Here is a 14,045-nt window from a genome sequence, read left to right on the forward strand (position 1 = left end):
AATCGATGTCGGAACAGTTCGAGGCGGGACTCAAGCAGGCAGCGGCTGCGGTCAACATGCTCAAAGACGCGATCGGACGCGTCGTCGTGGGCCAGAGTGACGTCGTGAATCAGGTCATGTGGGGCCTGGCCGCGGGCGGCCACGTTCTGCTCGAGGGCGCACCGGGCCTCGGCAAGACGCTGCTCGTGCGAACGCTGTCGCAGTGCCTGGACCTTCGCTTTTCGCGCATTCAGTTCACGCCCGACTTGATGCCGAGCGACGTGACGGGCACCAACGTGCTCGTCATGGATCCGTCCCAGCGCGCGGCCGGGGCGATGTTCTCGGTGCAGAAAGGCCCCATTTTCGGGCAAATCGTGCTGGCCGACGAGATCAACCGGGCCACGCCGAAGACGCAATCGGCGTTGCTCGAGGCCATGGCGGAGCATGCGGTCACCATCGGGGGAACGCGCCACGCGCTCGAGGAGCCGTTCTTCGTGCTGGCCACGGAGAACCCCATCGAGATGGAGGGCACCTACCCGCTGCCCGAGGCGCAGCTCGATCGCTTCTTGTTGAAGGTCATCGTGCCTAACCCGAGCGAGAACGAACTCGTCGAGGTGCTGGCACGCACCACGGGCCATGAACAAGGTGCACCGCCGCGCGTGCTCGGGCGCGACGGTGTGTTGCGTCTTCGGTCGATGTGCCGGGACGTAGTGGTCGCAGAGCCGGTGGCCCGCTATGCCGCGCGGCTCGTGCGGGCGAGCGATCCCACGTCGCCGGAGGCGCCCGATCTGGTGAAGCGAAGCCTCCGCTACGGAGCCGGCGTGCGCGGTGCGCAGTCCTTGGTGCTCGCGGCCAAGGCGGTGGCGCTTTGCGAAGGGCGCGCGAACGTGTCGTTCGCCGACGTCGCGGGTGTGGCCAAACCCGCCCTGCGCCATCGCATCATCCGCTCCTTCGAGGGCGAGGCCGACGGTGTGTCGACCGACACGGTGATCGATGCCCTGCTCGCGTCGGTGGAGGCCCGCCCCGCGAGCGTCGATGCCGAGCGCACGAGGCAGGCATGAAGAGAGGCCTGGCGGCAGCGACGATGATGGCCACCGTGGGCCTCCTCTTTGCGCTGCCCACGAATGCTCAGAGCCCGCCCGCCGATCAAGGCGAAAAGGAGCTCGCCTTGCGGGCGACGCCCGTTTTTGGCAACGAAGCCTCGATGTCCACCGGGTGGAGCGAGGTGGCCGTGAGCCTCGAGAACACCGGGACGGCTGCGCGCAAAGGGACCGTCGAGCTCCTCGGCGAGGCCTCGTGGGCGCGCGAAGAAGAATTCGTGGCGCGCGCACCATTCCATGTCGCCGGAGGGCGCAGCGTGGTGGTGAAGCTGCCGACCCACGGCACGCGGCTCTCCGCGCCGAACCTGTCCGTGCGCGTGCTCGATCCTGCGGGAAAGCAGCTGTCGAAGACGAGCCTGGGCAACATCCCCTTCGCCGCACCGCTCTTGGTCGACGTGCACCAACCGTCGCGGCTCGGCCCTTCCCTGCGCAACTGGCCCATCGCCACCACGTGGTCGCCGAGCCGCGTGCCCTATGCGAGCGCCGCGATGCCCGGCGTGGGGCTCTCCGTCGGCGTGCCCACCTTCGATCGCGCGACGGGGGATCCCATTCTGCCGGATCGCGCGGCCGGCTATTCGGCCGCGACGGCGGTGTTGATCCACACGGACGTGCTCGCGCGCCTGGAGGCCTCTGCGGCCGAGGCGCTCATGAACTGGGTCATCGGCGGGGGCACCCTCGCCCTCGTGCCCGCGCGCGCGGACGATTTGCGCGGTCCGCTGGTGACCGCCCTCGTCGGGGGCACGGTGGCGCCGGCGCCGCCGCCACCGGTGCTGCTCACGCTCCCCACGCGAGCGCGGCCGGCGGATCCGGGCCTCTTTCCGACGAACCCGGTGGATCCCGACGACGAGCCCGCGCCGCTGCATTTCGTGCCCATTCGCACCACCGAGCCGTCGGGGCGCACGGCGCCGGGCCCGAGCCCGGCCATTCGCAGCCGCCTGCAGGGGTACACGGGAGGAAACCTCGTGCCCAGTGTCTACGGCGCGAGCGCGGCGTACGGCACCGGGGAAGTGCACCTTTTGGCCTTCGACCCGACCGAAGCGCCGATGCTCGACGATGCGTGGGCGCAGGGGCGGCTGATCGATCTGCTCGAGCACGCGTGGGACCGGCGCGCCATCAACGTCGTGGCGCACGGCGGCGGCGAGTACGAGAGCATGAACTTCGACGGCGTGCGACGCGCGCTCGATCCGAACGAGAATTTCCGCCTGGCGCTGGGCGTTGCTGCGATTTTGCTCGTGCTCTACTCCATCGTGTGCGGCCCTCTCGTGTTTCTGCGCGCGGCCCGCAAGGGCAAGCCGCTCGCGCCGCTGGTGTGGGCGCCGGTTTTCAGCTTGGTGACGTTCCTGGCCATCGTGGCCGTTGGCTTCCTCGTCAAAGGGTGGCACGGGAGAGCGCGCCATTTGGCCATCGTCGAGACGGGCGCCGGCGTGAACCGGGGAGCCATCCGCCGCTTCCGCGGTTTCTTCACCAGCGAGAGCCGCGCCCTGAGCGTGGCCTCGAGCGATGCGGCCACCGTTCTCTCGGTGGCCAGCGCCGACTCGTCCTCGTCGCAGGAGAGGAGCGCGCTTTCGGTGGATCGCAACGGCGTGACGCTCGAGGACATCAATGCGCTGCCCTGGCAGACCATCGTGGTCCAAGAAGACGGATTTCACGACTTCAAAGGCGGGGTAAGCATCGTTGCGGCGAAGGACGGAAGCCTGGACGTGAGCAACCACACGGGGCGGCTTTTGAAGAACGTGCTCGTCTCCGTCCCCGGCGATGGGATCCACTTCGTCGAGCAACTGGCTGACGGCACGAGCGTACATGCCGCCGATACGCAGAAGCTGAGCGGGGTGCTCACCACGGGGAGCGCGCCCAAGGCCGCGACGCACACTCTCTCGATGGAACACATCCTGACGGGGTTTTCCGGGAAGAACGACAAGCACGGCGAGGCGCTTCGGAGCGCATGGGGCGTGATGGAGACCGCACTTGGCGGCTACGTCGACTGGTGGCCCGATGCGGTGCCCGTGGTGCTCGCGGAGGTGGACGGCGGTGAAGGCGCCACCAAGCGCGATGCGAATCTCCCCGTGGAGAGCGATCGTCTGCTGCTTCGCGTGGTCGGCAAGGGAGGTGCCCTGTGACGACGGCGACGACCACCGCTCCGGCGATCCGGGTGCGGCATCTGTGGCATCGATTCGGGCGGTTCGACGTGCTGCGCGACGTGAGCTTCGACGTGGCGCACGGCGAGATTTTCGGCTTCATCGGGCCGAATGGTGCGGGCAAAACGACCACGATTCGCGTGATGTCGACCTTGCTCGAGCCCCTCGCGGGGCGCGTGGAAATCGATGGCTACGACGTGACCATCGATCCGGACGCTGTGCGCAAGATCATTGGCTACATGCCCGACCACGCCGGCGTGTACGAACGCGTGACGGTGCGCGAGTACCTGGAGTTCTTCGCGGACGCGTACCGCGTGCCGACGGCGGGAACGAGCTACGCCGTGGTCGACGCCGTGATGGAGCTGACCGATTTGACGAAGCTGCGCGACAAGCTCGTGGCCACCATGTCGAAGGGCATGAAGCAGCGGCTGCAACTGGCGCGCACGTTGCTGCACGATCCCAAAGTGCTCATTTTGGACGAGCCAGCGAGCGATCTGGATCCGCGCGCCCGCATCGAGATTCGCGACCTTTTGGTGGAGCTGCGCAACCTCGGAAAGACGATTTTTCTATCGAGCCACATTTTGACCGAGCTCGCCGACGTGTGCACCTCGGTGGCCATTTTGGAACGGGGCCGCCTCGTCGTATCGGGCCCCATTTCCGAAATCGCACGCCGCCTCGAGCCACCGCCGGCACCTGCCCCCTCCGAAGGCGCCCCCGCCGTCCCGGCTCCCTCCCCCTCGGAGGTCCGCGGCTCGCCGCGGCCGACTTTCAACGCAGCGGGAGGGTCGGGGTGGGGGGCGGCAGCTCCGATCCCGACGCGCACCGTCAAGCTTCGCGTGCTCGCACCGGGCGAGGCCGTCGCCGCTGCCCTCACCGGCATGCCCAACGTCCACCGCGTCGCCCCCGGCCCCGCCCACACCGTGCTCGTGACCTATGCCGGCGACGACACCATGGTCGCGTACATCGTTCGCGCCCTGGTGATGGCCAACATCGGCGTCAGTGGTGTGGAGCCCGAGAGAAACGAGCTCGAACGCATCTTCCTCGAAGTCACCAAAGGTGAAGTCCAATGAAGCTCCTCGAGCGCTGGCTCGCCGAGCCCAATGCCATCTGGATGCGGGAGATGCGCCAGTCGGCACGCCTTGGGCGCACGCCGTGGATCCTCTTCGCACTCACCTTGAGCATTTCGCTTCTCATGTGCTCCATCGGCGGCATCGCCGCCGCGCGCAACACCAGCCCCGCCAACCTCGGGAGCTGGCTCTTTCAGGTCTTCTTCTCACTCGCCTACCTCGTCGTGGTCGTCGTGGGGCCGGCCGTCGCGGCCAACAGCATCGCCTCCGAGCGCGAAGGGCGCACGTGGGAGGCCGTTCTCCTCACGGGCCTCACGCCCACGGACATCGCGCGCGGCAAATTCCTCGCCGCGTACACTACCATTGCCCTTTACATCGTCGTGCTCGCGCCGGTGGGCGCGCTCTCGTTCCTCTTTGGCGGCGTCACCGCCACGGAGGTCATCATCGCCTTCTTCTTCCTCTTCTTGCTCGCGGCGCTGGGGGTCGCGTTCGGGCTGGCCATCAGCTCGCTCATGTCGAGCCTGCGCGGCGCCATCGTCGTCACCTTGATCCTGGCCATTTGCATCGGCCCGCTCGCCTATTCGATGTTTGGCTTCGGCAGCTCCTTCGCCGTGCATCAAATCTGGAACGACGTGCCCGAGGCGCACCCCATCTGGCTCCCCCTCGCCTATTCGCGCGCCCCGTTCGGGCTGGAATACGTCGCGCTGCTTCTGGGCGTGCCACTCTTGTTGGTGCTGGTGCCCGTGTGGTTCCTCTACGAGACGACCATCGCCAACCTGACCGGCGAGGCCGACGACCGCTCGAGCGGCGTGAAGCGTTGGTTTCTCGTGTGCACGCCGCTCCTGGCCGTCGCCGCGGCCATTCCCAGCGCCGCCGCCACCACCGTGGAGCGCGCGGCGATGTGGGCCATCTGGGGGCTCGCGCTGTTTTCGCTTCATGCAGGCTTCTGCGTGTTGCGCTTCGGCGCCGAGCCGCCGGGCCCCTCGCGGCGCGTGCGCATCCATTGGGAGCGCGATGGCGCGGGGCTCGTTCGGCGCTTTCTCGGCCCGGGTCTGGTGAAGACGCAGGTGCTGGCCACCCTCCTCGGGCTCCTGGGGATGGCGCTCATCGCGGGGGTGGACATCGCGTTCATCGCGCGTCACGGCATGGCCCTCGCCTCCACGCACGAAGCCATCGAACAGGTGCTCCTCTTCACAGCCTACGAGATGTTCTTCTACGTCTTCGTCGTCGGGCTGATCTCCTGGCTGCGCGCGCGCAATCCGAGTCCGTGGGCCGCGCGCCTCGTGGCCTGCAGCATCCTCTTTCTCATCGCGGTCGGGCCCTGGGTGGCTGCGCTCATCGGCGGTGTGACCGACTCGCGCGGGCACGATTGGCTCGTGGCCGGTGCGCCGAGTCCCTTTTACGTCATCGTGATGCTCCGCGACGTCCATCATCCGACGACGGACGGCATTCCCTCGGCCATCGCCGGTCTCACGTGCGCCGCGATTTGGGGCATCTTGGGCGTGGTCTTGCTCGCGCTGGCCTCGCGGCGGTGCCGGCGTACGGTGGCCACCCATGATGCAGCTTTGGCCCAAGCCGATGCGGCCCTCGCCGCGGAGGACCAGGCAGGAACGGGGCTCGAGGCCACGTGAGCTTGCTCGATCCGGCGTTCGCGCGCGAACTGGAAGCACTTCGCCGAAAACTGCGGGTCCGTGCGCGCTCGGGCGCGGGCGGCGATCACCTCGGACGGCGCCGGGGCGGGAGCGCGGAGTTCCTCGAGCACCGGCCCTATGCCCCAGGCGATGACCTGCGGCGCATCGACTGGCTGGCCTTCGCCCGCACGGGCGAGCCCGTGTTCAAGCTGTTTCGTGCGGAAGAGGACATCGTCGTGCGGCTCGTCCTCGACGCGAGCGCCTCGCTCGACTACGGCACACCGACGAAGCTCGTCACGGCAAAGCGCATGGCCGCGAGCATCGGCTACATGGCGTTGGCCCAATCGGAGCGCACGCAAGTCGTGGCCGCGAACGCGGGCGATTTTCGCATGAGCGAGCCCACGCGCGGACGGGCGAGCCTCCCTGCCCTTCTGCGCGCGCTCGATGGTGTGGACGCGCGCGGCGGGACCGATCTGGCGCGCACCATCGACACGGTGGTGCAGCGCTCGGCCCGGCCGGGGCTCCTGGTCGTGCTCAGCGATTTCATGGATCCGGGGCCGTTCGACTTGGCCATCTCGCGTGCAGCCTCCGCGGGCCATGACGTGGCACTGGTGCAGGTGCTCGCCCAAGACGAGATCGAGCCCAACTTCGAGGGCGATCTCGCCTTCGAAGACGCCGAGACCGCGGACCTGGTGGAGGTCACCGTCGACGCGCGCGCCATCGAGGCCTACCTCGCACGCCTGAACGGGCTCCTTGCCACCGTGCGTGCTCTGGCCAAGCGTTGCCGCGGCATCTACGTGCGCACGACCAACGTGGAACCTACCATTTCCCCAGTGCGCCGCTTCGTCGCGCGCGGGGTCGATTGATGGCACTCGGCGGTCTGGAGTTCCTCAACCCCAAAGGCCTGTGGCTGCTCACGGCCTTGGTGCCGCTCATCGTCCTCTACATTTTGAAGGTGCGCCGGCAGCGCACGCGCGTCGGCTCGACGTGGCTCTGGGCCGCAGCCCAACGCGATTTGATGGCCAAGCATCCGTTCCGCAAGCTCGTGGCGGAGCTCCCGTTGATCCTGCAAATCCTCGCGCTGGTGGCCCTGTCCATCGCGCTGGCGCGGCCGGCGGCCCGCGGCGGGAAGATCGCCGGCGATCACGTGGCCATCGTGATCGACACCAGTGCGTCGATGGGGGCCGGCACGCGCATGGATCTCGCGCGGAGAGCGGCGCACGGTGTGGTCGCGGCCCTCGAACCAGGGGCCGATGCCATCGTGATCGAAGCGGCCCGCGAGGCGAAGCTCGTCTCGCCCCCCGAGCGCGATCGCCGCCGGCTCGATGCCGCGGTGGATGCACTTCCGGTGCGGGAGCTCGAAGGCGATCTGGCGCCAGCCATTGCCTTGGCCGCCGATCGGCTGCGGAGCATGGGCGGGCGCCGGCGCATCGTGCTGGTGACCGATGGCGCGCTCGCGCACGATGCTCCGCTCGCCGCCGCGGACGTGCCGGTCCAAGTCATCACCGTGGGCGAGCCGGCGCCGAACGCGGCCATCGTGCGCGTGGACGTACGCGCAGGCGTCGACACGGCCACGCAGCACGAACAGGCGCAGGTCTTCGTCATGGTGCGCAATTACGCGGACCGCGCACGCGACGCCTTCGTGACCTTGCGCATTGACGATCGCGCAGAGCCCGTCGCCTCGCGCCGCGTTCTCTTGCCGGCGAAGGACAAAACGCCGGTGGTGCTGACCTTCGAGCCCAACGTGGCCGATCGCGGCAAGGGGCTCGTGGTGCAGCTCGCCTCCGAGGGCGATGCGCTGGCGCTCGACGACGCGGCCTACGGGCGCGTGCCGTCGGGGTACAAAATGCCGGTCACCCTGGCATCCCGCGCGCCGTACTCGTGGGTGGCGCGTGCGCTCGATGCCGATCCGAGCATCGATCTGCAGCGCATCACCGTGGACCAACTGGCGACGGTCAACGTCGACCCTGAGGCGCTGGTCATCGTCGAGGGTGCATGCCCGGAGAATCCGCCGGGCCGCGATCTGGTGGTGCTCGCGCCACCGGAGGGGCGCTGCCGCGAGACGGACGTCCTCGCCCCCGTGATGCAGCCGCAGCTCACGTCGTGGGAATCGGGGGATGCGCGCTTTCGCTTTCTCACCTTGGACGGCATGCACGTGGCACGCGCCACTCCGCTGCGCGCCATCGGGTCGGCGGCGTCGCTCGTCCGCGCAGGTACGACGACGTTGATCGCGGATGCGTCCATCCCCGGCAAGGCGGTGACCCTCGTCGGGTTCGACGTGGGCGACAGCGATTGGCCGCTTCAAGCGTCGTTCGTGCTGTTCGTGCGCAACCTGGTCGAGCAGGCGCGCCTCCACCGCGCGCAAGGGGCCGCGGGGCCTTTGCGCACGGGCGATCCGCTGCGCGTGGCCGTGCCGAGCGGCGTCGGGTCGGTGCGCGTGGAAGGCCCGGGGATGGCCGATCACGAGGTCGCCGTCAGCGGCGGGTTCGTGGTGGTTCCTGCGGTGGATCGCGCGGGCATCTACCACGTGCGATGGAGTGCTCCGCGCGTCGGGGCCACGGCCATTGCCGCGAACCTGACGAGCGAGGCGGAGAGCAACATCGTCGCGCGACCGGTGACCGTCGAGGCACCGGGCGGAGCGGCCGCCGCCGTGCAAACCGCACCGGCGCACCGCGAGTGGAATACGTGGCTTCTGGCGCTGGCTGCGGCCATCCTGGCATTCGACCTGTGGTGGCTCACGCGTCGCGCGCGGACCGAGACCGTGGCGAAGGTCGGCAAGAGCGCCATCGCCATTGCGATCCTTGCGGCGTTGCCGCTGCCCTACGTGTGGCTTGCGCACGCGGGCGTGATCCGCGAGACGTACGTGCGCTTCGGGGTGCCGTTTGCGCTGTGGTTCCTGCTGGCCGGCGGCGCGTTCGTGGCGTGGCGGCTCGCGAAGCTTCCCGGGCGCATGGGCGGAGGGCGGCGTCAATTCGTGACCTGGCTGGTGGCCGCCTCGATCCTCGGTGCGCTTCTCGCCGTGGCCGAGCCCGAGCTGGGGCGGCCGCTGGACCGGACGACGTTGATCGTGGCGCTCGATCGCTCGCGGTCCATCGACTTGGTCTCCGCGGCCGAAAAGCGCATGACCAGCGAGCTCGAGCTCGCCGAACGCGGGATGCACGACGACGATCGCATCGGGGTGGTGGTCTTCGCGGCCGATGCCCAGACCGAAGATCCGCCGCGCCCGAAGAGCGATGCCCCTCCGCCCCAGCGCGCCAACGTGGGGCGCGATGGGACCGATCTGGCGGGGGCGATCCGGCGCTCGTTGGCCGAGCTGCCCGCCGACACCGCGGGGCGCATCGTGCTGATGAGCGACGGCGTTCAAACGCGCGGCGACGCGCTCTCGGCGGCCGCGCTGGCGGTGGCGGCCAACGTTCCCATCGACGTGGTGCCGCTGGATCAGCGCGCGATCCCCGACGTGCGTGTGGTCAGCGTGCGCGCGCCCGTGCGGGCCGACGAAGGCGAGCCGCTCGATCTGCGGGTGGTGACGTCCAGTGCCGCACCGACGGACGTGGAGGTGCGCATCAAGCGCGACGGCGAGCTTTTGCACACGGGCCGCGCGCACATCGGTGCGGGCGAAGACGTGCTGCGGCTGCGCGAGACGGCGGCGGCGCCGGGCCTGCATCGCTACGATGTCGAGGTTTCGGCGCTCGATCCGAAAGCCGATGGCGCACCGGAGGACAATGCAGGAAGCGCGTTCGTGCGGGTACGCGGGCCGTCGTTGGCGTTGGTGCTCGAAGGCGACCGCGGCAAGGGCGAGCCCTTGGCGCAGGCCCTGGAAGCCACGGGCTTCCAGGTGGCCCAGCGCACGACCAGCGGCGTGCCTGCGGACGTGGGCGAGCTCGCGGGGTTCGATCTGGTGATCCTGAGCGACGTGCGCGCGAGCGATCTCGCGCCGTCGCAGATCGACGCGCTGGCCAGCTACACGAAGGACCTGGGCGGCGGTCTTCTGCTGATGGGCGGCGATCGGTCGATGGGGCCGGGCGGCTACGCGCGCACCCCCATCGAAGACGTGTCGCCGGTATCGTTCGATTTGAAGGAGGAGAAACGCCGAGCCTCCCTCGCGGAAGTCATCGTCATCGATTACTCCGGTTCGATGGGCATGACGGTGGGCGGCAAGACGAAGCTGGCCCTCGCCAACGAGGCCGCCGCGCGCTCGGCATCACTCCTCGGGCCGGGGGATCGGCTCGGCGTGGAGCACGTGGACGATCACGTGGCGTGGACCATCCCCGTGGGCCCGGTCAGCGATGTCGATGCCATTGCGAAGAAGATTCAGTCCGTGGACGTGGGCGGTGGCGGTATCTACACGGACATTGCGCTGCGCGAGGGGTACGACGCGCTGGCAAAGGAGTCGGTGAATTTGAAGCACCTGCTGCTTTTTGCCGATGGCGATGACGCCGAGCGGCTCGGCGGATGCCGCGCGATGGTGAAGAGCGCGATGGACCGCGGAATGACGACCAGCGTGATCTCCTTGGGGCGGGGCAACGACACCGCCGAGCTGGAGGTGCTGTCGAAGATTGGCGGCGGGCGCTTCTACTTGATCGACGACGCGAGCAAGCTGCCGGCCGTGTTCTCGCAAGAGACGATTCTGGCGAGCAAGGGCGCCATCAAGGAGACGCCGTTCCATGCCGGCGTGGGTTCGCCGATGCCGGCCACGCGCGGGATCGATTTCGGCAGCGCCCCGGCGCTCGGCGGGTATGTCATCGCGGTGAAAAAGCCGCGCGCGACGGTGGGGCTGGTGGCCGAGGAGGGCGATCCGCTGCTGGCCACGTGGTCGGTGGGCATCGGCCGCGCATCCGCGTTCACGAGCGACTTCAAGGATCGATGGGGGCGCGATTGGTTGCGCTTTCCGGGGGCGACGAAGATGTTCGGCCAGCTGGCGCGCGATACGGCGCGCAAGGCGGACGATCCGCGGGTGCGCCTGGAGAGCGATACCTCGGGGGGCGAGCTTCATGTGCGCGCCGACGTGGTGGGCGACGATGGGCGTGCGCAAACGTTTCGGCGGTTGACGGTGCACGTGGCGGGGCCGGATGGCTTTGCGCGCGATGTGGCGCTGGAGGCCGTGGGCGCTGGGCGCTATGCGGCGTCGGTCCCGCTGTCACGGCCGGGAACGTACGTGGCCACGGCCAAGGACGAATTGAGCGGCGAGGCCGTGGGAACGACGGGCGCCGCGATGATGGCGGGCGAGGAGCTGCGCCCCACGGGGACGGATCGCGCGCTGCTCGCGCGCATTGCCATGATGAGCGGCGGCAAGGTGCGCGATACCCTGGCGGGTATCTACGACGAACGCGGACCGCGTCGTTTCGCGTATTCGCCGCTGGTGGCCCCATTGGCGCTTCTCGCCGCCGTGGCCATGGTGCTCGGCGTGGGTGCACGCCGCCTCGGGGTGCCCGATTTTGCCGCGACGGCGTGGGCGCGCATGCGAAGTGCCAAGGAACACCGACGCGAGCGGCGGACCGAAGCCGCTCAACGCGCACGCGAGCTGGAACGGCTCAATGCCGCGCTCCTCGCGACGAAGAGGAAGGCGCCTCCGCCCGGGGCGAAACCCCTCACGTCTCCCCCACCCCCACCCTCCGGCCCTCAAGTCCCCCGCCCACCCGGGAGCCCAAGTCCCAATCCGCCGGCGAATCCCGCCGAACGTGAGCTCACCGCGGCCGAGAAACTCGCGCTCCGCCGCCGCGAACGCCGTTAAGCGCTACTTCATCGCAACGAGAACGACGATCAGCAGCAGCAACACCACGCCGCCCGCGATCGCAGGCAACAGCCACTTCGGCTGTCCCTTGGACGAAAGCCCCGCGATCTCGATGGGCTCGTCCTCGACGCCGTTGGATCGACCCGGCACCGTGTTGGCGGTGCGTGCGGCGACTTCCGCGGCGCGCGCGTCGTATTGGTGCATGGGTGGCGGCGCGATCGCGGGCGTGTACGTCCCCGCCGCGGGATTGCCACCAAGTGCACCGTAGGGAACGGCGCCGCCATCGGGGGCCTGCACCACGATGCCGCCCGACGCACTCTGCGCGTGCGCGAGCCCAGCGCCCATGCCCGCTCCGGCATGCGCCGGCATCGCAAACGGATCGGCTGCAGCCTCGAGCACGTTGAGCTGTCGCGTCTTCAGCAGGTGCGGCCGCGCCGTTTCGATGAGCTGCGCAAGCTCTCCCTGCGCCATCCTCGCCCACGCGAAATGGTCGCCCGTGAGCCCATAGGCGCGGCCCACCGCGTCCGCGAGCATGCCCACCGACTGGGTGCGGATGTTCGGGTTCTTCGCCAGGGCCTCTTCCATCACGTCGTCCAACGCGGGCGGCGGAGGATTGGAGCGACCTTGGCAGCGCACGCTCGGCGCATCGGCGTCCTTGGTCAGGATGGCCAAGAGAATCGACGGACCATTGGTCCCGGGAAACGGCACCCCGCCGCACAGACACTCGTAGGCAATGGCGGCCAGCGCGAACACGTCCGCGCGGCTGTCCAGCGTCTCCAAGCCCTGCGCCTGCTCCGGAGCCATGTAATACGGCGACCCAATCGTGGTCCCCAGCACCGTGAGCTTCTTCGCGTCGGTGTTCTTGTCCTTCACCGAACCGAAGTCCAAAATCTTCACGATGTCGCCATCGCGGCTGCCGCACAAAAACAGATTGTCCGGCTTCAAATCGCGGTGAACGAAGTTGATGGCATGCGCCGCATCCAGCCCGATCGCCGTCTGCGACAGCATGCGAATGACCCGCTCCGGCGCAATCGAATGCTCGCGGCGCAGCACCAGGCGAAGCTCCTCGCCGTCGAGGAACTCCATCACCATCAGCCAGTCGCGGGTCTGCGGATCCTGCTGAAAGTCCAAAACCTGGACGATATGATCGTGCGGGAGCTTTGCACTTATTTCGAATTCGCGGCGGAAGCGTTCGACCGACACTTCGTCCCGCGCGACGTCGTCGTGCAAAACTTTGACGGCAATGCGCGTGTCCGTGGCCTTGTCGACGCCCTCGTACACGCGCCCCATGCCGCCGTCGGCGATGACCCGCCGAATCTCGTAGCGGTTACAAAGACGTAGGCCAATGCGGCGGTCGTCCTCGCTCGCCACAGGGACCATGCTCGTGAAGACGAGTCCCGTGCCGTCCGCGGCACAAAAGCCGGCATCGTTGGGGTACACCCGTTGGCACTTGGGACAACTCTTCACTGGCTCGATTAGCCTTCTTTCACCGGCTGCGCTGCCGCCGCAGGCGATACGAAGTAAATGATACGGTTGCACGACGGGCACTGGTCGAGCAATGGCTCACGTCGCAGGCGATGAAAAAGTTGCGGCGGAAGGGCCATATTGCAGGCCTTGCACGTGCCGTCGGACGTTTGCGCGATGCCCGTTCCGCGCTTGCTGCGAATTTGGTCGTAGCGGCGGTAGAGCACGGGCGGAAGCTTCTTCATCGCCACCTGGCGATCGCTCACGCGCTTGGCCTTCTGCGCTTCGACCTCGCTCAAACGCGAGCTGATGTCGCCTTCTTGGGATCCCAGCTCAGCGGAAATTTTGCTGGCCTCACCCTCGGTCGACTCGATTTGCTGACGGGCCCCTTCGGCCTCCGTCGTCAGCTTGCCGATTTCCTCTTCGCGATCGCGCAGGAGCTTGCGGAGCTCCTCGAGTTCGCGCTGCGCGGCGTTCGCCTCGCGCTCGTTGCGCGAGCGGTTCATCTTCTCGCGCGAGTGTTCGATTTGCTGGTTCATCTGCCGAACCTCGGCCACCAAATCGGAGCGCGTCTTGTCGAGCGCAGCGATGTGGGCGCGGTCCGTCTTCAACTTGTCTTCCAGCTTCTCGAGGCTTCCTCGAAGGGCGTCGAGCGTTGAACGCTCTTGTGTGAGCTGGTCCTCGAGGATTTTCAGCTCCGCATCGACGGAGGCCAGTTCCTCGAGCGAACGAATCTGCTCGGTAATGCTCAAGCTTTCACTCCATTGCCGGCACCGGCGCTTGCCGGTGCCGCGAGGCCACCGGCTTCCTGAGAATCATGCTTTTGTGGGCCCACCTGGGTTCGAACCAGGAACAGCCCGGTTATGAGCCGGGGGCTCTGACCGATTGAGCTATGGGCCCGGCAAGCTGGGGGTAGCACGGGGCGAACCGTAGTCGAA

General features: G+C 68.3%; 8 protein-coding genes and 1 tRNA gene. 6 read left to right on the forward strand and 3 right to left on the reverse strand.

All coding sequences use genetic code 11. The features are described from left to right. The first annotated feature begins 5 nt into the window (after window positions 1-5). Genes LVJ94_24165 through LVJ94_24190 form a run of 6 tightly spaced genes read left to right on the forward strand, consistent with a single transcriptional unit; the run spans window position 6 to window position 11,643 of the window. Complete coding sequence (locus LVJ94_24165) at window positions 6-1,040, forward strand: AAA family ATPase (GenBank protein WXB10312.1); 1,035 nt, start codon at window positions 6-8, stop codon at window positions 1,038-1,040. After that, the gene (locus LVJ94_24170; GenBank protein WXB10313.1) at window positions 1,037-3,196 is read left to right on the forward strand and encodes a hypothetical protein; all 2,160 of its coding nucleotides are present in this window, start codon (window positions 1,037-1,039) and stop codon (window positions 3,194-3,196) included. The genes LVJ94_24165 and LVJ94_24170 overlap by 4 nt, the downstream gene beginning before the upstream one ends. Beyond that, complete coding sequence (locus LVJ94_24175) at window positions 3,193-4,284, forward strand: ABC transporter ATP-binding protein (protein ID WXB10314.1); 1,092 nt, start codon at window positions 3,193-3,195, stop codon at window positions 4,282-4,284. The genes LVJ94_24170 and LVJ94_24175 overlap by 4 nt, the downstream gene beginning before the upstream one ends. Beyond that, window positions 4,281-5,912 (forward strand): ABC transporter permease, encoded by a 1,632-nt coding sequence (locus tag LVJ94_24180; GenBank protein WXB10315.1) that lies wholly within the window; start codon window positions 4,281-4,283, stop codon window positions 5,910-5,912. Before LVJ94_24175 ends, LVJ94_24180 begins: the two co-directional genes overlap by 4 nt. Then, a complete protein-coding gene (locus LVJ94_24185; GenBank protein ID WXB10316.1) occupies window positions 5,909-6,778 on the forward strand; it encodes a DUF58 domain-containing protein in 870 nt (289 codons plus the stop codon). The genes LVJ94_24180 and LVJ94_24185 overlap by 4 nt, the downstream gene beginning before the upstream one ends. After that, window positions 6,778-11,643, forward strand: a complete 4,866-nt coding sequence (locus tag LVJ94_24190) for a VWA domain-containing protein (GenBank protein ID WXB10317.1) — start codon at window positions 6,778-6,780, stop codon at window positions 11,641-11,643. Before LVJ94_24185 ends, LVJ94_24190 begins: the two co-directional genes overlap by 1 nt. A gap of 3 nt (window positions 11,644-11,646) precedes the next feature. Here the strand turns inward: LVJ94_24190 and LVJ94_24195 are convergent, their stop codons facing one another. The 3 genes from LVJ94_24195 to LVJ94_24205 all read right to left on the reverse strand — a co-directional run bounded on the left by LVJ94_24195 (window position 11,647) and on the right by LVJ94_24205 (window position 14,007). Further along, window positions 11,647-13,110, reverse strand: a complete 1,464-nt coding sequence (locus LVJ94_24195) for a serine/threonine protein kinase (GenBank protein WXB10318.1) — start codon at window positions 13,108-13,110, stop codon at window positions 11,647-11,649. Window positions 13,111-13,118: 8 nt separating this feature from the next. Beyond that, complete coding sequence (locus tag LVJ94_24200) at window positions 13,119-13,859, reverse strand: C4-type zinc ribbon domain-containing protein (GenBank protein WXB10319.1); 741 nt, start codon at window positions 13,857-13,859, stop codon at window positions 13,119-13,121. Between the two features lie 74 nt (window positions 13,860-13,933). Continuing rightward, a tRNA-Ile gene (locus LVJ94_24205) sits at window positions 13,934-14,007 on the reverse strand. Window positions 14,008-14,045: the final 38 nt, after the last annotated feature.

Source organism: Sorangiineae bacterium MSr11367, assembly GCA_037157805.1.
Classification (GTDB): Bacteria; Myxococcota_A; Polyangia; order Polyangiales; family Polyangiaceae; genus Pendulispora; species Pendulispora rubella.

What these genes read in the sequence shown, in the direction of transcription:
- LVJ94_24180 (WXB10315.1), top strand. Translation starts at nt 4,281, where the DNA reads ATGAAGCTCCTCGAGCGCTGGCTCGCCGAGCCCAATGCCATCTGGATG.
- LVJ94_24190 (WXB10317.1), top strand. Translation starts at nt 6,778, where the DNA reads ATGGCACTCGGCGGTCTGGAGTTCCTCAACCCCAAAGGCCTGTGGCTG.
- LVJ94_24170 (WXB10313.1), top strand. Translation starts at nt 1,037, where the DNA reads ATGAAGAGAGGCCTGGCGGCAGCGACGATGATGGCCACCGTGGGCCTC.
- LVJ94_24165 (WXB10312.1), top strand. Translation starts at nt 6, where the DNA reads ATGTCGGAACAGTTCGAGGCGGGACTCAAGCAGGCAGCGGCTGCGGTC.